A 21,737-nucleotide genomic window follows, 5' to 3' on the forward strand; every position below is an offset into this window, starting at 1 on the left:
TCCTTACGGCGTGAAGTACGTCTCGGCCCCCGGGCCCACCGGCCAACCCAGGGCGAACACCCAGACGTAGAACAGGATCATCCAGCCGATGAGGAAGGCGATCGAGTAGGGCAGCATCGTGGCGATCATCGTGCCGATGCCCAGCTTCTTGTCGTAGCGGGCGGCGACGGCCAGGATCAGGCCGAAGTAGCTCATCATGGGCGTGATGATGTTGGTCGTGCTGTCGCCGATGCGGTAGGCGGCCTGGATGACCTCGGGCGAATAGCCCACGCCCATGAGCATGGGCACGAAGATGGGCGCGGTGGCGGCCCACTGGGCGCTCGCGCTGCCCAGCATCAGGTTGATGAAGCAGCACATCAGGATGAAGGGGATGAAGACGATGGGCGAGTCGATGCCCAGGGCCCGGATGCCATCGGCGCCGACGACCGCGAGCATGCGGCCGAGGCCCGAGTAGTTGAACATCGCCACGAACTGGGCGGCGAAGAAGACCAGCACGATGTACAGCCCCAGCGTGCTCATGCCATGGGCCATCGCGTCGATGATGTCGCGGTCGTTCTTCATCGTGCCCACGGCCCGTCCGTAGACGAAGCCGGGGACGATGAAGAAGACGAAGATCATGGCGACGACGCCCTTGAGGAAGGGGCTTGGCATGAGCCCGCCGGTGTCCTGGTTGCGCAGGACGCCGTAGGCGGGCAGGGCGTCGAGCTTGTTCACCGGCGAGCCCGTGGGCACGCGGAGGACGCGCTTGTCGACCGGGCCCTCGGCCTGCTGCACAAACTCGGCCTGCTGCTCGGGCGTGGCCTGCACGTACTGGGTGATGGTGACGGTGGGGGGGACCTCGACCTTCTTCGTCAACAGCGGCCCGGCGAGGTAGGCGAACGCCAGGATGGTCACGAAGGCCGCGACGGCGGCGTGCCTGAGGCCGCGCCACTCCTGGGGCGTGAGCCTGCTGAGGCTCGGATCCTTCTCGACGGACTCGTCGGCGTTGGCGGGGTTGTACTTCCCGAGGCGCGGCTCGACGATGAAGGTGGTGACGGCCCAGCCCAGGATGGTGACCATGCCCACGCTTGCCTGCATGAAGAACAGGTTGACCGCGGCGTGGACCTCGTAGCCCGGGGCGACGATCTGGGCGGCCTCCTGCGTGATGCCGGCGAGCAGGGGGTCGATGGTGCCCAGCAGCAGGTTGGCGCTGTAGCCGCCGCTGACGCCTGCAAAGGCGGCGGCGAGACCGGCGTATGGATGGCGACCCAGCGAGTGGAAGACGACCATGGCAAGGGGAATGAGCACGACGTAGCCCATCTCGCTGGCGATGTTGCTCTGCACGCCGGCGAAGACGACGACGAGCGTGACGAGCTTGGGCGGGGCCCCGAGCACCATGGCTCGGATCACGGCGCTCAGCAGGCCGCTGCGCTCGGCCACCGCCACGCCCAGCAGCGCGACGAGCACGGTGCCCAGGGGGGCGAAGCTGGTGAAGTTGGTGACCAGGTTCTGGACGAGCCAGCGGAAGCCGTCACCGGAGATGATGTTGGTGGCCACGATGGTCTCGGCCTCGACGCCCCCGCCGGGCAAGGGGCGCTCGAACGTGACCTGCCAGCCGGCCCACGCCGCGATGCCGCTGACCAGGGCGACGGCCAGGGCGAGCAACGCGAACAGCGTGACGGGGTGGGGCAGGCAGTTGCCCAACCACTCGACGATGCGGAGGAACGTGGCGAACGCCCGGCCGGGGGCGGCCAGCAGGTTCCTGGGGCGTCCGTTCCGGCTGGCGGGTGGTTCGGGCATGCCCGCAGGGTACGCCAAGAGGATCGGCGGGCGAATAAACTCCTGCCAGCGCAGCGTCTTGATTCGTAGAACCCCGGAGTCGTGTATGCCCAGCGAGCGTCGGCCCGTCGATCAGCCATCCGCCCAGAGCATGGACCGCGTGAGCGAGATCCTGCACGCCGCCGCCGATCTGGCCGCCGAGTACCTGCGTCGCAGCGACGACCCCGACACGCCCGTCACGCTGAACCCCCCGCCCAGTGCGATCCACCAGCGGGTGCCGCTGAAGCTCGACGGGCCGGCGGTGGCGGTGGACGAGCTGATGGAGCAGGCCCGCGACCTGATGGAGCTGTCGGTCCGCACGGGCAGCGCGAACTTCTCGAACCAGCTCTTCAGCGGCTTCGACCCGGTCGCCATCGTGGGTGAGTGGCTGACGGCGGTGATGAACGCCTCGATGTACACCTATGAGGTGGCGCCGGCGATGACGCTCGTGGAGCGCGAGGTGATCGCCCGCATGGGCAGGGCCGCGGGCTGGACCGGCTGCGAGGGACTGTTTACGCCCGGGGGCAGCCTCTCGAACCTCATGGCGATGCTGATGGCTCGCCAGCGGGCGCTTCCGAAGGTGAAGAGCCGGGGCTTGCAGGACAGCAAGCCCGTCGTCTTCACGTCGGCCGAGTCGCACTACTCGGTCGAGCGGGCGGCGGTCATCCTGGGCCTGGGCACCGACGGCGTCGTGCAGATCGGCCAGGACCGCTACGGCCGGATGCGGCCCGATGCGCTCGCGTACGAGGTGAAGAAGGCCCGGACCGAGGGCCGCCAGCCGATGATGGTGGTGGCGACGGCCGGCTCGACGGTGCTGGGCACGTTCGATCCGATTGCCCAGGTTGCCGACATCGCCGAGCGAGAAGGCCTGTGGCTGCACGTGGATGGGGCCTACGGCGGCAGTGCGCTGCTGAGCGAGAAGCGCAAGGGCTTGCTCGAGGGCGTGGCGCGTGCGGACTCGCTGACGTGGTGTGCGCACAAGATGCTGAACGTGCCGCTGAGCGCCTCGGTGATCATCGTGCGCGAGCCCGGGCTGCTGCACCAGTGCAACGCGGTGCACGCCGAGTACCTGTACCACGCCGACAACGACGCGCCCGACCTGGACACCGGCGAGATGAGCATCCAGTGCGGGCGACGCGTGGATGCGCTCAAGGTATGGATGGCGTGGAAGGCACGCGGCGACGCGGGGATGGCGAAGATCGTGGACCGCAAGTTCGAACTCGCCACGAAGATGCGCGAGCTGGTGCGAGAGCGCGAACGCTTCGAGTTGCTCAGTGATCCCGACGAGGTCGGCGGCGGCTGCAATACCTGCTTCGTCTATCACGCGCCGTCGCTCGATGGGCTGCCCCCCGAGAAGAAGCTGCGGGCGCTGGACGCGAGCACGCACGTGCTGCGTGAGCGTGTTCGGCTGCGTGGGCGGGTGCTGACCAACTATGCACCGGTGTTCGGCGTCCGAGCGTTCAGGCACGTATCTGCAAACGATCATGCGACCGAGGCAGAACTGGCGCTGATCCTCGACGAGATCGAAGCGGTGGGGCATGACCTCGATCTGCGACCGCTGGCCGAGGCCGAGACCCGGCCAACCCCCTGATATCGACCTCGCATGGCGCGTTCGCGTGTGATAACCACGCGAAAAGCGTCGATGGGCTGTTGCGCCGGCCGCGTTGTTGCTGTATGCTGGGGTACGGACGCGTGGGAATCCCGCATTCCCCGCAGCGTGCACGACCGATCCCGACGAGAGCAGAGGAGATGAGTTGATGCCCAGCACGACGACCGCGCCGACGGCGCGCCCGTGGAAGTTGTTCCTTGCCGCCGGCATGGCGCTCGGCCTTGCGGCCGGCGCCGCGACGGCCACGCCCGAATGCCCGCCCGACATCGATGGCGACGGCGCGTTGACCATCTTCGACTTCCTGGAGTTCCAGAACCTCTTCGCGGCGGGTGACCCCGCGGCCGATTTCGACGGCGACGGCTCGCTGACGCTCTTTGACTTCCTCGAATTCCAGAATCAGTTCGACGCGGGTTGCCCGGTGGGCGGCGTGATCGAGACCCAATTGGCCGCGACGATCGTCGGCGGCTACCCGTTCTCGAGCCACGTCGACGCGTACAACACCGGCACGACCGTGAACATCGCGATCGATCCGGGCCTGTTCCCCAGCGTGGCGGGCCAGACGGCCGACGTCTACGTCGTGGCGAACAAGAGCCGGGCCGAGTGGGACGCCGATCCGAGCCTGACCGACGTGCGCGGCATTGCGCAATCGGCGGGCTTCGTGGCGGGCACGATCCAGGACAACACGTTCGCGCTCAATGACTCCGCGACGCTCGCCGGCCCGACGGGCGACGACATCGCGGGCGTGTACGACCTGGTTGTCGACCTCGACGGCGACGGGATGCTGGGCGACGGCGACCTGATCGACGGGCGCGGCGATCTGGGCGGCTTTGCGATCTTCAAGAACCTGACCGAGCTCGGCCCCTACGCGACGGCGCCCGGGCTCGACTACGCGGTGAGCTGGCCGGGCATCGTCTCGACGCGCAACCGCCAGTTGACGGTGTACCCCGAGAACATCGCCGACCTGCCGCCGCTGCCGCTGGTGGTGATCAGCCACGGCAACGGGCACGATTATCGGTGGTACGACTTCCTGCAGCAGCAGCTTGCCAGCCACGGCTTCGTGGTGATGTGCAACCAGAACGACACGGTGCCGGGCATCGAGACGGCCAGCACCACGACGTACCTGCACACCGACGCGTTCCTGGGCTCGCTGGACACCATCGGCGGGGGCGTGCTGCAGGGCCAGATCGACACCAGCCGCATCATGTGGATCGGCCACAGCCGCGGCGGCGAGGGCGTGGCCCGCGCCTACACCCGCGTGCGCGACGGGCTGGTGACCACGCAGAACTACGACGCCGACGACATTACGCTGGTCTCGAGCATCGCGCCCAACAACTCGCTCGGCGCGGGCAGCACCGAGCCGGGGCTGGTGAACTTCCACCTGCTTTGGGGCTCGGCCGACGGCGACATCTCGGGCGCTCCCTCGGCGGGCGTGAGCTCGTTCGCGATTCACGACCGAGCCGAGGGCAACCGCTACAGCACGTACCTGCACGGGGCCGACCACAACGACTTCAACTGCTGCGGCTTCAACGACTTCACCGGCCCGGCGGGCACGGAGATCGGTCGGGCCGAGGCCCAGCGTGTGCAGATGGCCGTCTACCTGGTGCTCGCGAAGCTGCATGCTGAGGAGAGCATCGGCGGGCGGATGGCGACCGAGTACCTGTGGCGTCAGGCCGAGAGCCTGGAGAGCCTGAGCGTGAGCCAGAGCACGACCGTGGTGCGTGAATATCGCGAGACGCTCGACGGAGACGACTTCTACATCGATGACTTCCAGACTAACGAGGCGGTCGACCAGAGCAGTTCGGGCGGACCGGTGATGTTCACCGTGAACAACCTGGCCGAAGTGCTGCAGAGCGACTCGGATGGCTCCTACTCGTGGACGGGCACCCAGCCCAGCAACGGTATGACGCGCGCCACGGGCGGCGATGATTCGCGGGGCGTCGTGTTCGACTGGACGAGCGACAGCTTCATCGAGTTCGGCATCATCCCCAGCGAGCGCGACTTCAGCGACGACTTCTTCCTGAGCTTCCGCGCCGCTCAGGGCACGCGGCACCCGCAGACGGTGGCCGAGCTTGGAGACCTGACCTTCACCGTGAGCCTGCGCGACGGCGACGGCAACAGCAGTTCGATCCAGACGGGCGTCTTCGGCGGCGGCGTCGAGGAGCCATACCAGCGAGGCGGCGCCGGCACGGGCGCCGGCTGGCAGAACGAGTATGAGACCACCCGCATCCGCCTTGCCGACTTCCTGGTCAACGGCAGCGGGCTCGACCTGACCAACATCGAGGCCGTTCGCTTCGACTTTGGTCCCAGTTTTGGCTCGGGGCAGGGGCGGCTGGGGCTCGACGACATCTACGTGAACAACAACCGCGCGCCCTTGGGCATCGACTTCGACATCGAGACGGCGTTGCCCGACATCGTGGCGCCCGGCGAGCCGGTGACGTTCGAGGTCGAGATCAAGGCCAAGGACGGCGAGGCGATGGTCGGCGGCTCGGAGGTCCTGCGGTATCGCCTGAGCGGTGGGTCGTTCATCGATGCGCCGCTGACGAGCCTGGGCGGCGACCTGTACGAGGCGACGGTGCCGGCGGCGGCGTGCGGCCACAACCCCGAGTTCTACCTGGCGGCCGAGGGCACGGTGAGCGGCGAGGTGGTGTTCCCGCCGGCGGCTCCGAGCGACGTGTTCACGTATCAGGTGATCAACCAGACCTTCATCGTCGACCTGGACTTCGAGACGGCCGTGGGCTGGACGGTGGAGAACATCGAGCTGACCGACGGCCAGTGGGACCGCGGCGTCCCGGCGGCGGGCGGTCGCGGCGATCCGCCCACCGACTTCGACGGCTCGGGCCAGGCCTGGGTGACCGACAACGTGGCGGGCAACAGCGACGTGGACGGCGGGCCGACGATCCTGACCTCGCCGGTGTACGACCTGAGCGCCACGCCCGATGCACAGCTCAGCTACGCCCGTTGGTTTACCAACGACGACCTGGACATCGACACCATGGACGTGCAGGTGTCCAACAACGGCGGGCTGGACTGGGTGACCATCGAGAGCACGGGCGACTCGATCGGCTGGATCCGCAAGATCTGGACGATCAGCGACTTCGTGCCGGTGACCAGCCAGATGCGGTTCCGCTTCCTGGCCACGGACAATCCCAATGATTCGGTGACCGAGGCGGGCCTGGACGCATTCCAGATCTTCACCGCCGACTGCCCGTAAGCGGCACGGCATCCAGACTGGAGCGGGGTCGTGCACGAGGCGGCCCCGCTTTTCTGTTTGCCATTACTGATTGCCAGGCTCGTTTGTCAGATGGCTTCGGCCACGATCGACTGCACGCCCAGCGTGCGTCGGGCGCGCTCGGCGTCATTCTGGGTCCGAAAGCGACCGACGTGGACGAGGTAGAGCACGCGTCCGTCTCGGGTGGCGATCTCGACGCGCGGCTCGCCCAGGCCGCTGGAGCGCGTGGCCGAGCTGATCTCGGTGAGTCGCTGTGCGGCGCGGCTGCGTGTGCTGTACGCGCCGACCTGGAGCGTGTAGCCGCCCGAGACCGAAGCGACGCCGGCTGAGCCGGACGGTTCGTACATGCCCGCCGCCCGGCGGCGCATGCGTTCGGCATCGTCGGCGCGCCCGGCTCGGTCGTATGCAACGGCCGCGACGCGCGCGGCCTCGCGGGCATCGTTTCCAGTGAGCCGGGCGCCGGCGGCCTCGAGCTGGCGGGCGGCTTGGAGCGGATCGCCCGTGCGAAGCTCGATGAGGGCCAGGCCGGCTTGGGCACGGGCGGCCCGGTCTCCCGATCCTCGGGCGATGGGCCCGAGCCAGGCGCGAGCGGTGGCGTCGTCTCGCATGGCTTCGGCGCTCAGGCCCGCTACCAGGGCCGCGTCGCTGTCTCCGCCGGGTCGGCCGGCGGTGGCGCGGGCCTGGGCCAGGGCAGTGGAGTACTGGCCGGCCTCGTAGGACGCTCGATAGCCCGATTGGCCGCCCGAGGAGGCGCACGCACCGAGCGGCCCAGCAGCCAGGAGCAAGATGATCAGGGTGAACCACCGGGCCCGCCCAGAGGTTGTTAGTGATTGGTCTACCATACCTCGATCCTTCGCCTCTCGCGGACGCCGGGCAGGAATCCGGCCGCGAGAGGTTACCAGGGGGCCTGAACCTTGAGCATCCAGTGGTCATTGCTTCGGAGCCTGATCCGCCACGGTCGCAAGACGCTCGTGGTCGACGACCGCACGAGCTACTCGGGGCTGAAGATCCTGGCGGGCAGCTACTTCGTGGCTTCGGAGATCGAGCGTCGCAGCACGACCGACACGGTGGGCGTGATGTTGCCCACCAGCGGTGGCTTTCCCATCGCCGCCCTGGCCGGCTGGATGCTCGGAAAGACCGTGGTGCCGCTGAACTACCTGCTGAAGAAGGAAGAACTCCAGTACGTCATCGACCACTGTGGCTGCGACACGATCGTGACGGCGGGCCCGATGCTCGACTTCCTGGGCTGCGAGCCGCGATGCCGGCACCTGATCAAGCTCGAGGAGATGAACTTCAAGGGCGTGCCCGAGTTGCGGTGGCCCGCTCGTTCCGAGATGGACGACCTCGCCGTGCTTCTGTACACCTCGGGCACCAGCGGGCGGCCCAAGGGTGTCATGCTGACGCATGGCAACCTGCTGAGCAACATCCGCCAGATCGATCACTTCGTGCAATTCACGCGGGACAACCACACGTTCCTGAGCGTCTTGCCCCAGTTCCACAGCTTCGGGCTGACGGTGATGACGCTGCTGCCGCTGCTGCTGGGGCAGCGCGTGGTGTATACGGCACGCTTCGTGCCCCAGCAGGTCGTGCGTCTGTTCAAGCAGCACAGGCCCACGGTGTTCGTCGCCATTCCGTCGATGTATGGCGCGCTGCTCTCGGTGAAGAGTGCAGATCCGGAGGACTTCTCGCAGATCCGCTACGCGGTCTCGGGCGGCGAACCGCTGCCCGAAGACATCTTCCGACGCTTCCAGGAGCGGTTCGGCATCGCCATCCACGAGGGTTACGGACTGACGGAAACCAGCCCGGTGACCCACTGGTGCCGGCCTTCGGAGTTTCGGGCCCATTGCGTGGGGCTTCCGCTGCCCGAGGTCGAGCAGCGAATCACCTGCGTCGAGCGCGGGCGCACGCTCCGGCCGGGCGAGGACGGCGAAATCCGCGTGCGCGGCCCCAACGTCATGAAGGGCTACTTCAAGCAGGAAGAGGAAACAGCACGCGTGTTCGACGGCGAGGGCTTCTTCCGTACGGGCGATATCGGCCACGTCGATGATGTGGGGCGGCTGCTCATCACGGGCCGGCTGAAGGAGATGATGATCGTCGGCGGCGAGAACGTCTTCCCGCGAGAGATCGAGGAAGTGCTCAATCACCATCCCGACGTACTGGCCTCGGGCGTCACGAGCCGGATGTGTCCCACGCGCGGCGAGGAGATCGTGGCCTTCGTCGAGCCCGAGGAGGGCGCCTCGCCCGACCCCAAGGCCCTGAAGGGCTGGTGCAAGGAGCGGCTGGCGGGCTACAAGGTTCCGCGCGAGATCCGGGTCATCGAGGCGTTGCCGCGGAACCCGACGGGCAAGATCATGCGCCGAGAGCTCAAGGCCATGCTTGCGCGGGAACTCGAGGCTACGGTTTCCAGCTGATTCGCAGTGGACCCCGGGCTCGCCCCCGGGGCTCGTTTTTCCCGGTATTTCCCACATCATTGAAGGAATCGCCAGCGTGGAACTCTACATCGACACGGCCAACCTCGACCAGATCCGCCAGGCCCACGACATGGGCGTGCTCGACGGCGTGACCACCAACCCCACGCTCATCGCCAAGGAGGGCGTGGACTACGGCAAGCGGCTGAAGGACATCTGCGAGGTCGTGTCTGGCCCGGTATCGGCCGAGGTCATCGCGACTAAGTTCGAGGAGATGCTGGCCGAGGGCAAGGATCGCGCGAGCATTGCCGACAACATCGTGGTGAAGCTGCCCAGCACGGTCGACGGCCTGCGCGCATGCAAGGCGCTCAGCGACGAGGGCATCCGTACGAACATGACGCTGTGCTTCCAGTCGCTCCAGGCGCTGATGGTCGCCAAGGCGGGCGCCTATCTGGTGAGCCCGTTCATCGGCCGCATCGACGACATCGGTGAGGACGGCATGGAGCTGATCGTCAAGATCCGCCAGATCTACGACAACTACGGGCTTGCCACCAAGATCCTCGCGGCGTCCATTCGCCACCCCAACCACCTGTTGCAGTGCGCGATGGTGGGGGCCGACGTGGCGACGGTGCCCTTCGACGTCATCGGCAAGGTCATGAATCATCCGCTGACCGACTCGGGGCTCGAGCGATTCCTCGCCGATTACAAGAAGGCGTTCGGCTAAACAGCATCGCGCAGGCGCGCGAGCACCTCGACCTCGACGGGCGCCGCAAGCGGCAGCGACGAGCAGCCCACCGCCGCCCGGGCGTGGCGGCCGGCGTCGCCGAAGACCTGTTGCATCAGCTCGCTGGCGCCATTGCCCACCTTGGGATGGTCGGCGAAGTCGGGCCCGCAGGCGACGAAGATGCCCAGGCGCACGATGCCGGCGATGTTGTCCAGCCCGCCGGCGTATTCGTGCAGGGCCGCCAGCGCGTTGATCGCGCAGGTGCGTGCCAGGCCCTGGGCCTGCTCCAGGCCCACGTCGACGCCCACCAGGCCGGTGTGGGGGAGCTTACCGTCGACGAAGGGGAGCTGCCCGCTCACGTAGGCCAGCGTGGCGTCGACGCGAACGGGGACGTACGAGGCGACGGCCGGCGGGGGCGTGGGCAGGTCGATGCCGAGGTTCTTGAGGGTTTGGGTTGTGCTTGGCATTTCTGACCCCATGGGCTTTTGATAGGCATTTAATTGGGTAAAAATGATCCGATTTTTATGGAAATCAGGTCCGATCGCAACCGGCGGGCTTGACTGGCGAATCGATTCCAGTAATCTGTACGCGCTACGCGTAGCGGGAAGGGGATGCAAGCGGGTATACGCAACACCGTTCTGATGGGACGACTTCGCTCGCCCAACGTCATCAGCACTCGCTTGGACCACTCTTCCGACATCTTGACGATCGCTCCGGCCGGCTCCATTGGGGCCATCATCAGGCCGCCGGCGGTCAGCCCCGCCCAGGTGTCGCGTTCGCGCGGCGCTCCTGGCATAGCCGAGACCAGGGTCGGCGGGTGCATGAAGCATGACTCGGCTCCGCCTGGTCCGCACGGTATTGCGGATCGCTGATGATGTCCGATTGCGTCGTGCTCTGGTGCGCGGGGTGAATCGGAAGAGTTTGGAGCAACGTTCCATGAAGACGATTAAGAACCGCAAGGCGTTCACGCTGATCGAGCTGCTGGTGGTCATCGCGATCATCGCGCTGCTGATCGGCATCCTGCTGCCGGCCCTGGGCAAGGCTCGCGCCACCGCCCGCCAGCTGAAGGACTCGACCCAGGTCCGTGGCATCGTTCAGGCCATGGCCATCTGGGCCCAGAACAACCAGGAGCAGTACCCCATCCCCAGCCGCGTCGACCGCAACGGCGACACCCTGGGCGGCCCCTCGACGACTCCCGACTTCAGCAAGGACACCACGGGCAACGCCCTGTCGCTGCTGATCTTCAACGGGTTCTTCCCCGTTGAGCTCGCCGTCAGCCCGGCCGAGGCCGGCGCCGTCGAGCAGAAGGAGAACTACGAGAGCGCCAACCCCCAGCAGGCTGAGACTCCCGAGTCGGCCCTGTGGGACCCGACCTTCAAGGGCACGCCCTTCGATGACAACGACGGCGTGAGCTACCCGCCCGAGTACAACGGCCTGAGCAACAACTCGTACGCCCAGGTCCCCTACTTCGGCGCCCGCAACCGCATCTGGAGCAACACGTTCAGCTCCACCGACGCCATCCTGGGCAACCGTGGTCCGGCTTACGAGCTCGAGGGCTCGGGCGAGACCGGCACCTGGCGCCTGGTCGAGGACAGCGACTTCGGCGATCGCTCGAAGACCCTGCTGATCCACGGCTCGAAGACCACCTGGGCCGGCAACACGGGTTACAACGACCAGCACGTCGAGTTCCACACCCGTCCTGACCCCGAGAACCTGACCTTCACGTTCACGGGCAGCGGCGGCGGCTCGAGCAGCGCCTTCACCCGTCCGGACAACCTGTTCGTGTCGGAGAACGACGAGAACGGCCAGCAGGCCGGCACCGTGCCCTCCAGCACCGAGTACATCATGCGCTCGACCAGCACCGGTGGCACGCAGGCCCTGGACATGAACAACGCGTTCCTCCGCCCGATCGGCGAGGTCCAGCGCGCCGGCATCACCTACACGGTGACCGGTTGGGTCGACTAAGTTCGATTTTCTGATCGGACGTTCAGGTACGAGATTCTCGGCCTGACAGCTTGATTCCTGACGCCACGGGCCCCCTGGGTCCGCGGCGTTTTTCGTGCGCCGCCGGTACGGATCGGAACCAGGCCGGGCCCAGGCCGTAAAGTTGATGGTCGGGACAGGGGGGCTTGCTCGTGCAACGAGAACGACACATGGCACAACTGACGGTCCGTCGCGCTTTCACGCTCATCGAGTTGCTGGTGGTCATTGCGGTCATCGCGCTGCTCATTGGCATCCTGCTGCCGGCGCTCGGTCAGGCCCGGCTGGTGGCGCGTCAGGTGAAGGACGCCACCCAGGTTCGCGGCGTTGCGCAGGGCATGGCCGTGTGGGCGCAGTCGCACGACGAGACGTATCCCAGGCCCAGCCAGGTGGATCGCAACGACGCGACGGTGGCGGCCACCGAGGACGAGATCAAGGACAACACGGGCAACATCCTGTCGCTGATGATCTACAACGGGCTGATCCCGGTCGATCTGCTGGTGAGCCCGGCCGAGGTGAGCAACCGCATCGAGGTCGATCGCGGCTACGAAGACGCGTTTCCTTCGGCGGCGATCGATCCGGAGCTTGCCGTGTTCGATCCGGGCTTTGCGGGCGTGCCGAGCGAGCGTTCGGGCAGCGCGGGCGGCGCGGTCCGTCGGCTGGACGGGCAGATCGGCTTCACGTCGTATGCCCACTCGGCGCCGTTCGGCGATCGCGAGAAGATCTGGGCGTCGACGAACGAGTCCGGACAGGCTCTGCTGGGCAACCGCGGGCCGACGTATGGCGGCGATCCGGGCGACTGGTACCTGGCGCCCGGGCTCTTCGGCAAGGAGAGCAAGACGCTGCAGATCCACGGCCGGAAGAACGAGTGGTCGGGCAACATCGCGTACAACGACCTGCGGGTGGTGTACGAGCTTCGGCCCGATCCGAAGACGCTGACGTTCGTGTTCCGCGACTACGACAAGCCCACGCAGGCCGACAACCTGTTCGTGAACGAGGACGACGTGCGTGGGACGCCGGCCCAGCCCGACCAGCGGGTGGGCGTGGGCGAGAATGCCTTCCTGCGTGCGTACAAGAACGTGCGGCGTGAGGGCTCGCAGTTCGTGGTCGATCCGTTCTGGGACTGACCGGCTCGCCCGGGCGTTCTTAGCTCTCGACCTTAAAGGCCTTCAGGGCTCGATCGCGCGCCTCGTGGTGGTCGACGATGCGCTCGGGGTAGCCGGTGTCGTCGAGCAGGCCCTCGTGCTCCCACGGAGCGTGGATTTCGTCGCCCTTGACGCTTGAGAGTTCGTCGACGAACGTGCGGATGTAGTCGCCATCGGGATCGAACTTCTTGCTCTGGCTGATGGGGTTGAAGATGCGGAAGTAGGGGGCGGCATCGGTGCCGGTGGCGGCCGACCATTGCCAGCCGCCGTTGTTGCTCGCGAGGTCACCGTCGACCAAGTGCTGCATGAAGTACTTCTCGCCCCAGCGCCAGTCAATGAGCAGGTCCTTGGAGAGGAACATCGCCACGGCCATGCGCGAGCGGTTGTGCATCCAGCCGGTCTGGTTGAGCTGGCGCATGGCGGCATCGACGATGGGGTAGCCGGTCTTGCCCTGGCACCAGGCCGAGAACTGGCCCTTGGCCTCGTCGTCGTTTCGCCAGTCGATATCGTACTTGGGGTTGAAAGCCCGGTGCTTGCTGACGCGTGGAAAGGCAAGCAGGATCTGGCGATAGAACTCTCGCCAGATGACCTCGCTCATCCAGTGCACGGCTCCCTTGCTTCCGCCGTCGATCTTGCCGCTGTTGGCCTCCAGCGCGGCCTCGATGCATTGGCGGGGTGAGATGGCGCCGATCGCCAGGTACGGGCTGATGGTGCTGGTGCCGTTGATGGCGGGGTAGTCGCGGTCTTCCTTGTAGGGGGTCAGGCGATCCTTGATGAAGCTGCGCAGGCGTGAAAGGGCGTGGTCCTCGCCGGCTTTCCAGAGGTCGGGTCGGCCGGCATTGGGGTCGAAGTCGCCGAGTTTGTCGGGCACGGCATCGGACGACGACACCATCTCGGGCTGCTTCTTGGCAAGGCCCTGGGCCCTGGGCACGTGCCCGTCCTTAAAGTGCTGGTACCACTTGCGTTTGAAGGGCGAGTAGACGGTGTAGGGCTTGTCTTCCTGCGTGCGCAGCTCGCCAGGAGGGACACAGGTCTGGTCGTGGAAGCTGCGGACGCTCAGGCCGGCCTTGGCGAACGCGGCGGCGACGGCCGCGTCACGCTTGCGTTCGTTGGCCTCGTACTCCTCGTTGAAGAAGAGCGCGGTGCAGTGGTGCTCCTTGGCGAGCTTCAGCAGGTCTTTCTCAACGCCGTCAAACGAGTCTCGCTCGATGAACTTGAGTGCGATGTTGCGAGACTTGAGCCCGTCGCTCAGCTCCTCAAGGTTTCGGCGCAAGAAGTCGACCTTCATGTCACCCCAGTCGTGCTCGCGCCACTGCTTGGGGCAGATGGTGAAGACCGCGAGCACGCCCTGGGAGGCGGCCGTGCATGCGGCGCTCAGGGCGGTGTTGTCGCGGGTGCGCAGGTCGGCGCGGAACCACATCATGGGTCGCATGGGACGTGCCTCACTTCTCGATGTCGCCGATGCCGAACTTCTTGCGCACGGAGGTGGCGCTGACGCGTATGGAGATCTTTTCTTCCCTGGGCATGTTCTTGACGTTCTTCATGATCAGCGCCATGCGATTGTTGCCGGCAAAGCGGTCTTCGTTGCGGATGAGAAAGTCCCAGTAGAACGTATTGAAGGGGCAGGCCTGGCCCTTGTCGGTTTCGCCCGTGCGGGCGGTGTGGTCGTAGGGACACTTCTTGCAGTAGTTGGACATCTTGTTGATGTAGTTGGCGCTGCCGGCGTAGGGCTTGGTGGCGACGACCGGACCGCCCTCTTCCGTGCCGTCGGCGTACATGGCCATGCCGATGGTGTTGGGCGTGGTGGCCCAATCGACACTGTCGGCGTACATGCCGAAGTACCAGTCGCCGATCTTGCGCGGATGCACGCCGGCGATGAGGGCGAAGTTGCCCGTCACCATGAGCCGGGGGATGTGGTGCATCCAGGCGTAGTCGAGGACGGGGTCGATGCACTCCTTCATGCAGCGCATGTCGGTGTTGCCGGTCCAGTAGAAATCGGGCAGGTCGCCGTGCTGGTCGAGGTAGTTCCGGTCGCGGTAGTCGGGGCCTTCGCGCCAGTAGACGCCCCGGATGTACTCGCGCCAGCCGATGAGCTGGCGGACGAACCCCTCGACGGAGTTGATCGGTGCGCTTCCCTTTTCGTATGCCTCGATCGCCGCGTCGATGCACTTGGTGGGGTCGAGCAGCTTCAGGTTCAGCGGCACGCTGAGGAGGCTGTGGTAGAGCCACGGTCGGCCCGTCCACATCGCGTCTTCGTAGGGGCCGAACTCGCGCAGGCGGTACGTGATAAAGTGGTCCAGGGCCTTCCTGGCGTCCGAGCCCGTGACGGGCCATCCGAAGTCCTCGAGGTTGCCCGGGGCGTCGGGGTAGCGCTTCTTGACCAGTTCGATGACTTCCTTGGTGACCTCGTCGGGATCGAATCGAAGCGGCGGGGGCGCGTCGGGCCCGCCCTTGCCGAAGGACTTGCGGTTGTCGTGGTCGTAGTTCCATTGCCCGCCTTCGGGCTTGCCGTCGCCGTCGACGAGGATGCCCAACGCCTTGCGACGCTCGCGATAGAAGTACTCCATCGTGAGTTCTTTGCGGCCGTCGGCCCAATCGTTGAATTCTTCGAGCGTGCATGTGAAGTGCGTGTCGTCGAGGATCTCGGTCTCGACGCCGGTGGCGTCTTGCCAGCCCTGGGCTGCTTCGTACACGCGCCAGTCGCCGGGATGGACGACGACGATGCGGTCGGGCTTGAGGGCCTTGGCGGCTCGCTTGACCTCGCCCGTCAGGCTGTGGGTGTTGCCGCGCTGGTCGACGGGCGTGTAGCGAACGCGATAGCCCTTATCGTGCAGGCCGAGGGCGAAGTGACGCATGGCCGAGAAGAAGACGGCCGTCCGTTGGCGGTGGCTTGGGCCGAGGGAGGCTTCCTCATCGACCTCCATCATGAGCACGGCGTCGGCCTTCTTATCGAGCCGGCGGAGGGCCGGGCTCCGCGGATCGAGTTGGTCGCCCAGGATGACCGCCAGCGTGCCAACGGCGCCGCTGACGTCGCTGGGCTGCATGTCGAAGGCGGAGGCCATGTGACGAGCGTACCACGGCGATGGATGTTCGGGGGTGGCCCGGTCGAGACGGCTGGGGTCTGCCCGTATCGGCCTCGGGAAGGCGATATGCTGGGCCATGGACGCCCACGCACCCGCGGAAAAGCCCGAACTGGCCATCTCGGCCTCGCGACACCTGATCGAATGGATGGCTTCGCGGTCGGTGAGCCTCGGCCTGAGCACGTATCAAGCGGGCAAGCTCTTCCTCGTCGGCGTGCAGCCCAACGGCCGGCTGAGCGTGTACGAGCGGACGTTCAACCGCTGCATGGGCCTACACGCCTCGGCCGATGGGCAGACGCTGTGGATGGCCTCGCTCTACCAACTCTGGCGGCTTGAGAACTACGTGCCCAAGGGGCAGGCGACGCCTGATGGCTACGACGCTCTCTACGTGCCGACGATGGGCTACACGACCGGCGACGTGGACGTGCACGACATCGTGGTGCCGAAGGGCAAGCCGCCGGTGTTCTGTGTCACGGCGTTTAATTGCCTTGCGACGGTGAGCCAGACGCACAGCTTCAAGCCGGTGTGGACGCCTCCGTTCATCAGTGCACCGCTTGAGGCGCCGGTGGGCGAGGACCGCTGCCACCTGAATGGCCTAGCGTCCGATCCTTCAACCGGCGAGCCCCTTTACGCCACGGCGGTCAGCAGGAGCGACGTGGCCGACGGCTGGAGGGATCGGCGGCACGGCGGGGGCGTGCTGATCGACGTGCGCACCAGCGAGATCGTGGCCGAGGGGCTGAGCATGCCGCACTCGCCGCGCATGCACCCGGACTACCCGGGCCGGGTGTGGCTGGTGAACGCGGGCACGGGGTTCTTCGGCTACGTCGACCTGGAGCGAGGGTCGTTCGAGGAGGTTGCCTTCTGCCCTGGGTTCGCGCGCGGGCTGACGTTCGAGGGCCAGCACGCCGTCGTCGGCCTCTCGGCCGCACGCGAGAACCGGACGTTCGAGGGCCTGCCATTGCAGGACAACCTGAAGGCCAAGGACGCCGAGGCCCGGTGCGCGTTGCACGTGATCAACCTGGAGACCGGCACGACCGATCACTGGCTGCGGCTGGAGGGCGTGGTGCGCGAGCTGTACGACGCCATCGTGCTGCCCGGCGTGCGGCGGCCGATGCTGCTTGGCTTCAAGACCGACGAGATCCGGCGGATGCTGCGGATCGAGGAGCCCTGAGTTAGCAACCCGCGTCGAACTCGTTCTGGAAGGCCAGGAAGTCGAAGATCGTGAGTGAGCCGTCCTCGTCGAAGTCGGCGGCCAGATCGCCGGCATCGAAGGCATTCTGGAATGCGAGGAAGTCGAAGATGGTCAATTCCCCGTCGCCGTCGAAGTCGGCCCGGCAGTCGCCCACGGGGCCTCAGAACGCTCGGATGTCTGACCCGACACCGGCGATCACCAGCGTCCCGTCGGCGCCGATGGCAGGGCCGCCGATGTTGACGTTGCGAACGGGCACGCTCCAGCGCTCCTGCAGATCGGCGGAGAAGCTGAACACGCGGCCGGTGGCGAACTCGCCATTGACGACGTAGAGGTTGCCGTCGCGATCGCTGGCCATGCGGGCTCCGCCCGCGCCGCCGTCCAGGGGCGGGCTGGTGCTCAGCACATCGCCGGTGGCCGGGTCGAGCCGCATGATGGCGTAATCGCGATCGATGGCGTACACGCTGCCGTCGGGGCCAATCGTGAATTCGCTGGAGGTCGTCCAGCCCGCCTCGACGCTCCAGCGGATGGAGATGTCGCTGCCGTTGTCGTCCAGGGCGTAGAAGAAGTCGACGGTGGGGTTGTTCTGCGTGCGCTGGACGTAGATCGTGCCGTCGGGGCCGATCATGGGCGTGGTCTGGATCGTAAAGCCGGGCATCAGTTCGCTCTCGACCTCGAAGGCGCCGGTGGCCAGGTCGAACCGCTTGACGCGGTGCCCGCCGGGCGCGGCGTCGATGACGTAGACCTTGCCGTTATAGATCGCTCCGCCGCAGGTGCCGCTGACCGAGCAGGAGCGGTCGGCGGACCACACGAGCGCGCCGGTTTCGGCGTCGAAGCGCTTGATGGTCCGGAAGTCGGCGGCGATCAGGTCGCCATCGCCGGCGAACACCGCGCCGTCGTAGAAGCCGATGGTGGTTTCTTCGGCCGAGACCCAGAACGTGTCGCCGGTCTCGGCGTCGAGCGCGTAGACCGGGGCCGAGACGCTCGAGCCATTGCCGGCGCGCGTGGCGAACACGCGTCCGTCCATGACGCCCAGCACGCTGGTGGTCCAGTGGTCCGGGTCGGCGGGGATGTGGCGAAACCAGAGTTCGTCGCCCGTGTCCAGGTCCATCGCGACGACCGGGCTGCGGTCGCTCTCGGGCGGGAAGGCCGCCTGGCGGACTATGAACACGCGGCGTCCCTCGATCACCGGCTGCCAGGCGATGAGGCTCGTTCGGCCGCCTTCCCACAGGATATCGGGTGAGGACGGACCAGCTTCCGAGGTCTGGCCGTTCCGCTGGGCGTTGCCGCCCGAGTTGGACCAGTCCTGGGCGAGGGCGGGCATCGCCAGGCCGGAGGCCACCGTGATCGACAAGGGCGCAAGGATAACTCGGGGCATCATGATCTCCTCCGGCGTGCGATACGCGTCGTGCAGTTCGCGGTTGCTCATGGTAACCAACGGCCCAGAACGTGCAATGATGTGGCTGGGCCAGTCGAGCGGAGGTGTCACGATGCGAGTTGGACTCTGGCGGATCGTGTGGGTTTGGGCCCTGCTCGGGCTCGCGGCGGGCGCATATGCCCAGACGCCGCTGTCCGAGCAAGCCTCGCAGCGCTTAATCGAGATCCGTGCGGGCGTACCCAACGTGCTGGCCGACGAAGAACTGCATGCCAAGACGATGGGCGACCTGGACGCTCTGCTGGCCGCTATGGCGGTGGGGGGAACCAGGCGCGATGAGCGCGTGCTGGTCGACGTTGCCGCAACCCGGCGGATCGCGGGGTTGGCCGCGGCCGCCCCGGCGGGCGAGCGTGCCGAGTGGTGGGCGTACCTCACCAACGGCGATGGGCCGGGCCGAACGCTGGCGTTTGCGCTGGTCGGCGGCGACGCGCCCGGTGGCGTGCTGCGTGTCCTGGGGGAGCTTCGGCAACGCTTCGGCGACGAGAAGGTTGGTCGATATCCAGCGCTCGTCACCGCCCTCTGCGTCGTGCATGACGGCGAGGAGCCGTTCTCCCGCCGCGTCAACGAGAACCGGGCGATGTCGCCCGGGCCTGCGGCGCTCTTCGAGTACTACACGAGCAACGAGCGGCAGATGCTCTTCGGCGTGCGCAGCGTGCCGCCGGCGTTGCTGGTCTTCGTGGTCGACGCGGCGGCGAGCATCGATGAACTGGCATGGGCGCTCGACAAGCACCGCGGCGACCGCGCGGTTGGCGAGCGGTTCTTCGACATCAGCTACGACCACGAGCACGCGCGCAGCGGCCGGCCGAAGCAGGTGACCGAGAAGGGCTTCAGCGTGCAGAACATCGCCCGCTACGGCGGGGTGTGCGCCGACCAGTGCCACTACGCCGTCACGGTGGGCAAGGCCATCGGCGTGCCCACGGCCTACGTCACCGGCCGCGGTGGCGAGGTGGGGCACGCGTGGGTGGGATACCTGGAGGCCAAGGGCCGGGGCGCAACGTGGAACTTCGACGTCGGGCGGTACGAGGAGTACCAGGGCGTCCGCGGCGACCTGCTCGATCCACAAACGAAGAAAACCATCGGCGACGACGAGCTTGGCTTGCTTGCCAAGCTGACCACCGTCAGCGAGCGGCAGCGGTTCGCCGCGGCCGCGTGGATCGACGCGGCGCAGGCTCTCAATGCTGGCGTGCAACCAGCGGACATGGACCGGCCACGGCGTGGCCGCGAGCGATCGGGCCGCGAGGGCGTGCTGGATCTGGCCGAGCTCGCGCTGCGGCAGAACCCCGCGGATCGGCGCGGCTGGGCCCTGGTTCGGCAAGCCGTGACCGATCCGGCGATGACCCGGGGCGAGCGCGTGCGCTGGTCGCAGGTCATCATCCGCCTGTGCGAGGACGCGGGCGCCGAACACTTCATGGTGGGCATGCTCGAGCCGATGGTGGCCTCGATGGACAACCCGCTGGACCGCATCGCCGCGTGGGAGCGCGTGCTCGAGCACGTGAAGACCAAGAAGGACCTGCGGGCCCGCATCCGCATGACCCAGGCGGCCGACGCCATCGACCGCGGCGACAAGCACGGGGCGTACCTGGCCTACCAGGACGTCATCGACACCTCGCTCAACGACACGCGGCTGTCGCGCTACGCCGTGGCCGGGGCGGTGAAGATGCTCGAGGACGCCGGTAAGCACCGCGAGGCCGCCGAACTGCTCGGGGGCGTGCTCCGGCGGGTCGAACGCCCCAGCGCGGCGGCGGCGTTTTCCAGCAGCAGCAACTACAACGCCATCCGGGCCATGGCCGAGGGCTACTCGGCCAAGCACGGCGTGCCGGTGGCGGGGCTCTGAGCGACTGGGCCCCTATCCTGCCCGAGCAGACCGAGGAGACGCCCATGACCGCGACGAGCACCGTGAACAAGACTGCCCGCCCCTTCGACGCCCGCACCGACCAGATCCTGGCCGAATTGGAAAAGGGCGGGCAGTACAAGCACCTCCAGATGCTCACCGGGCCGATGGGGCCGACGGTGATGCTGCGTGATAGCTCTGGGAAATCCAAAGAAGTCATCTGCATGTGCTCGAACAACTATCTGGGCCTGGCCAACCACCCCGAAGTGGTCGAGGCGGGCATCGAGGGGCTGCGGAAGTACGGCGCGGGCACGGCGTCGGTCCGCTTCATCTGCGGCACGTTCAATTGCCACGAGACGATCGAGAACACGATCGCGAAGTACATGGGGACCGAAAGCAGCTACACCTTCGTGAGCTGCTGGACGGCCAACGAGGCGCTCTACCCCACGTTCGCCGAGCCGGGCGACATGCTGCTGTCCGACGAGCTCAACCACGCGTGCATCATCGATGGCATCCGCCTGGCCGCGGTCATCAAGAAGGGCGTCCATAAGGGCGTCTACAAGCACAACGACCTGGACAGCCTGCGCGAGAAGCTCGAAGCGGCGCGGAGCAACCCCGACGTCACCGGCCAGATCTGGGTCGTCACCGACGGCGTGTTCAGCATGGAGGGCGACATCGCTGATCTGCCGGCGCTGCGGAAGCTCTGCGACGAGTTCGACGCGATGCTGGTGGTCGACGACAGCCACGCCCACGGCGTCATGGGCGCGACCGGCCGCGGCACCCACGAGCACTTCAACATGTGCCCCGGCGCGGATGGGCACGATGCGAGCCTGGGCGAGGTCGACTTCTTCACCGGCACGCTGGGCAAGGGCCTGGGCGGCGGCGCGGGCGGCTTCATCGCCGGCAGCAAGCGCGGCACGGAGCTCATCGTCCAGCGCGGCCGGCCGACGCTGTTCAGCAACGCCCTGCCCTGCACGATCGCGTGCAGCGCGAACAAGGCCATCGAGATCGTGCTGCGCGAGCCGGAGAGAGTGCAGGCCCTGCGCGACATCACCGCCTACGCGCGACAGCAGATCGGCGGCGCGGGCTTCGAGGTCATCGACTCGCCCACGGCCATCTGCCCGATCATCGTGGGCGAGACGAGCAAGGCCATCGCCATGAGCAAAAAGCTCCTGGAACTGGGCGTCTTCGTGATCGGCTTTGGCTACCCCGTCGTGCCCGAGGGCGCGGCCCGGCTGCGGCTGCAGTTGTCGGCGGCGCACACGAAGGGGCACGTGGACCAGGTCGTCGACGCGCTCAAGAAGCTCTAG

At 67.0% G+C, this 21,737-nt stretch carries 16 protein-coding genes; 9 read left to right on the top strand and 7 right to left on the bottom strand.

Annotation, left to right across the window (positions count from 1 at the left end):
* Window positions 1-3 precede the first annotated feature (3 nt).
* The gene (locus tag RIE32_00910) at window positions 4-1,779 is read right to left on the bottom strand and encodes an AbgT family transporter (protein ID MEQ9094802.1); all 1,776 of its coding nucleotides are present in this window, start codon (window positions 1,777-1,779) and stop codon (window positions 4-6) included.
* An 85-nt stretch (window positions 1,780-1,864) separates the two neighbouring features.
* Here RIE32_00910 and RIE32_00915 point away from each other — a divergent pair, with 85 nt between their 5' ends.
* Both RIE32_00915 and RIE32_00920 read left to right on the top strand, forming a co-directional pair.
* Window positions 1,865-3,388 carry a pyridoxal-dependent decarboxylase gene (locus tag RIE32_00915; protein MEQ9094803.1) on the top strand — a complete coding sequence of 508 codons (1,524 nt, stop codon included), beginning with the start codon at window positions 1,865-1,867 and terminating at the stop codon, window positions 3,386-3,388.
* 166 nt (window positions 3,389-3,554) lie between these two features.
* A complete protein-coding gene (locus tag RIE32_00920; protein ID MEQ9094804.1) occupies window positions 3,555-6,617 on the top strand; it encodes a GC-type dockerin domain-anchored protein in 3,063 nt (1,020 codons plus the stop codon).
* Window positions 6,618-6,703: 86 nt separating this feature from the next.
* On the opposite strand, the gene RIE32_00925 is transcribed toward RIE32_00920, so the two are convergent.
* A complete protein-coding gene (locus RIE32_00925; protein ID MEQ9094805.1) occupies window positions 6,704-7,477 on the bottom strand; it encodes an SPOR domain-containing protein in 774 nt (257 codons plus the stop codon).
* 72 nt (window positions 7,478-7,549) lie between these two features.
* On the opposite strand from RIE32_00925, the gene RIE32_00930 reads away from it, so the two are divergent.
* Window positions 7,550-9,046, top strand: a complete 1,497-nt coding sequence (locus RIE32_00930) for an AMP-binding protein (GenBank protein ID MEQ9094806.1) — start codon at window positions 7,550-7,552, stop codon at window positions 9,044-9,046.
* A 76-nt stretch (window positions 9,047-9,122) separates the two neighbouring features.
* Window positions 9,123-9,767 carry a fructose-6-phosphate aldolase gene (gene fsa / locus RIE32_00935; protein ID MEQ9094807.1) on the top strand — a complete coding sequence of 215 codons (645 nt, stop codon included), beginning with the start codon at window positions 9,123-9,125 and terminating at the stop codon, window positions 9,765-9,767.
* Here fsa and RIE32_00940 read toward each other — a convergent pair.
* Window positions 9,764-10,234 (bottom strand): RidA family protein, encoded by a 471-nt coding sequence (locus RIE32_00940; protein ID MEQ9094808.1) that lies wholly within the window; start codon window positions 10,232-10,234, stop codon window positions 9,764-9,766. The two genes, fsa and RIE32_00940, sit on opposite strands and share 4 nt — an antisense overlap.
* A gap of 469 nt (window positions 10,235-10,703) precedes the next feature.
* On the opposite strand from RIE32_00940, the gene RIE32_00945 reads away from it, so the two are divergent.
* Entirely contained in the window at window positions 10,704-11,732 is a 1,029-nt protein-coding gene (locus tag RIE32_00945; protein MEQ9094809.1) for a prepilin-type N-terminal cleavage/methylation domain-containing protein, read from the top strand.
* Between the two features lie 188 nt (window positions 11,733-11,920).
* A complete protein-coding gene (locus RIE32_00950; protein MEQ9094810.1) occupies window positions 11,921-12,874 on the top strand; it encodes a type II secretion system protein in 954 nt (317 codons plus the stop codon).
* Window positions 12,875-12,893: 19 nt separating this feature from the next.
* Here RIE32_00950 and phrB read toward each other — a convergent pair whose 3' ends face one another.
* Window positions 12,894-14,324 (bottom strand): deoxyribodipyrimidine photo-lyase, encoded by a 1,431-nt coding sequence (gene phrB, locus RIE32_00955; GenBank protein ID MEQ9094811.1) that lies wholly within the window; start codon window positions 14,322-14,324, stop codon window positions 12,894-12,896.
* Between the two features lie 10 nt (window positions 14,325-14,334).
* On the bottom strand, window positions 14,335-15,954 hold the full coding sequence (locus tag RIE32_00960) for a cryptochrome/photolyase family protein (protein MEQ9094812.1): 1,620 nt from the start codon (window positions 15,952-15,954) through the stop codon (window positions 14,335-14,337).
* 97 nt (window positions 15,955-16,051) lie between these two features.
* Here RIE32_00960 and RIE32_00965 point away from each other — a divergent pair, with 97 nt between their 5' ends.
* Entirely contained in the window at window positions 16,052-17,143 is a 1,092-nt protein-coding gene (locus tag RIE32_00965) for a TIGR03032 family protein (protein MEQ9094813.1), read from the top strand.
* 1 nt (window position 17,144) lies between these two features.
* Here RIE32_00965 and RIE32_00970 read toward each other — a convergent pair whose 3' ends face one another.
* Together RIE32_00970 and RIE32_00975 are read right to left on the bottom strand one after the other, a co-directional pair.
* Entirely contained in the window at window positions 17,145-17,318 is a 174-nt protein-coding gene (locus RIE32_00970) for a GC-type dockerin domain-anchored protein (GenBank protein ID MEQ9094814.1), read from the bottom strand.
* Window positions 17,319-17,324: 6 nt separating this feature from the next.
* Window positions 17,325-18,590, bottom strand: a complete 1,266-nt coding sequence (locus RIE32_00975) for a PQQ-binding-like beta-propeller repeat protein (GenBank protein ID MEQ9094815.1) — start codon at window positions 18,588-18,590, stop codon at window positions 17,325-17,327.
* A gap of 61 nt (window positions 18,591-18,651) precedes the next feature.
* Here RIE32_00975 and RIE32_00980 point away from each other — a divergent pair, with 61 nt between their 5' ends.
* Window positions 18,652-20,430, top strand: a complete 1,779-nt coding sequence (locus RIE32_00980; protein MEQ9094816.1) for a hypothetical protein — start codon at window positions 18,652-18,654, stop codon at window positions 20,428-20,430.
* Between the two features lie 44 nt (window positions 20,431-20,474).
* Window positions 20,475-21,737 carry an aminotransferase class I/II-fold pyridoxal phosphate-dependent enzyme gene (locus RIE32_00985; GenBank protein ID MEQ9094817.1) on the top strand — a complete coding sequence of 421 codons (1,263 nt, stop codon included), beginning with the start codon at window positions 20,475-20,477 and terminating at the stop codon, window positions 21,735-21,737.

This window comes from Phycisphaerales bacterium, assembly GCA_040221175.1.
Classification (GTDB): domain Bacteria; phylum Planctomycetota; class Phycisphaerae; order Phycisphaerales; family UBA1924; genus JAHCJI01.

Excerpts from the sequence above, each read along its gene's own strand:
- RIE32_00920 (MEQ9094804.1), top strand. The coding sequence starts at position 3,555 with ATGCCCAGCACGACGACCGCGCCGACGGCGCGCCCGTGGAAGTTGTTC.
- RIE32_00945 (MEQ9094809.1), top strand. The coding sequence starts at position 10,704 with ATGAAGACGATTAAGAACCGCAAGGCGTTCACGCTGATCGAGCTGCTG.
- RIE32_00950 (MEQ9094810.1), top strand. The coding sequence starts at position 11,921 with ATGGCACAACTGACGGTCCGTCGCGCTTTCACGCTCATCGAGTTGCTG.
- RIE32_00940 (MEQ9094808.1), bottom strand. The coding sequence starts at position 10,234 with ATGCCAAGCACAACCCAAACCCTCAAGAACCTCGGCATCGACCTGCCC.
- RIE32_00915 (MEQ9094803.1), top strand. The coding sequence starts at position 1,865 with ATGCCCAGCGAGCGTCGGCCCGTCGATCAGCCATCCGCCCAGAGCATG.
- RIE32_00975 (MEQ9094815.1), bottom strand. The coding sequence starts at position 18,590 with ATGAGCAACCGCGAACTGCACGACGCGTATCGCACGCCGGAGGAGATC.
- RIE32_00910 (MEQ9094802.1), bottom strand. The coding sequence starts at position 1,779 with ATGCCCGAACCACCCGCCAGCCGGAACGGACGCCCCAGGAACCTGCTG.
- phrB (MEQ9094811.1), bottom strand. The coding sequence starts at position 14,324 with ATGCGACCCATGATGTGGTTCCGCGCCGACCTGCGCACCCGCGACAAC.
- RIE32_00965 (MEQ9094813.1), top strand. The coding sequence starts at position 16,052 with ATGGACGCCCACGCACCCGCGGAAAAGCCCGAACTGGCCATCTCGGCC.
- RIE32_00960 (MEQ9094812.1), bottom strand. The coding sequence starts at position 15,954 with ATGGCCTCCGCCTTCGACATGCAGCCCAGCGACGTCAGCGGCGCCGTT.
- RIE32_00985 (MEQ9094817.1), top strand. The coding sequence starts at position 20,475 with ATGACCGCGACGAGCACCGTGAACAAGACTGCCCGCCCCTTCGACGCC.
- RIE32_00925 (MEQ9094805.1), bottom strand. The coding sequence starts at position 7,477 with ATGGTAGACCAATCACTAACAACCTCTGGGCGGGCCCGGTGGTTCACC.
- RIE32_00980 (MEQ9094816.1), top strand. The coding sequence starts at position 18,652 with ATGCGAGTTGGACTCTGGCGGATCGTGTGGGTTTGGGCCCTGCTCGGG.